1 protein-coding gene is annotated in these 526 nt (G+C 51.9%); it reads left to right on the forward strand.

Annotated elements, in window-relative coordinates:
- Positions 1 to 526 (forward strand): AMP-binding enzyme (locus tag JFQ59_RS12340; protein WP_202320810.1); only part of this gene is annotated, 526 nt, incomplete at both ends.

Genomic DNA, 526 nt, shown 5'->3' on the forward strand with positions numbered 1-526 from the left:
CTTGTATACGTCAGAGTCATCCACGACGACTTCACAGACGTCAAACCCGATGAGAAGGACATGGGCGAGATAGTGGTCAGGGCCCCCTGGCTCACCGACACCTACCTGAAGGATCCGGAAAAAACAAAGGAGCTCTGGGCCGGCGGATGGCTCCACACGGGCGATATAGCGGTTATGGATGAGGAAGGATACATAACCATCGTTGACAGGCTCAAGGATGTGGTCAAAAGCGGTGGAGAGTGGATCTCAACTCTCACCCTTGAAAACCTCCTCAGCCTTCACCCCAAGGTAAGGGAGGTTGCTGTAATCGGTATCCCGGACGAGAAATGGGGTGAGAGACCACTGGCAATCATAGTACCGATGCCGGGAGAGAAGCCAACACAGGAGGAGCTAAGAGAGCATTTGATGAAGTTCGTGGATGAGGGGAAGATAACCAAATGGGCGGTGCCAGACAGATTTGAGATCGTTGACGAGATACCCAAAACCAGTGTTGGAAAGATAGATAAGAAAGTGCTGAGGCAGATGT

It is taken from the genome of Archaeoglobus neptunius (genome assembly GCF_016757965.1).
In the GTDB taxonomy this organism is placed as follows: Archaea; Halobacteriota; Archaeoglobi; order Archaeoglobales; family Archaeoglobaceae; genus Archaeoglobus; species Archaeoglobus neptunius.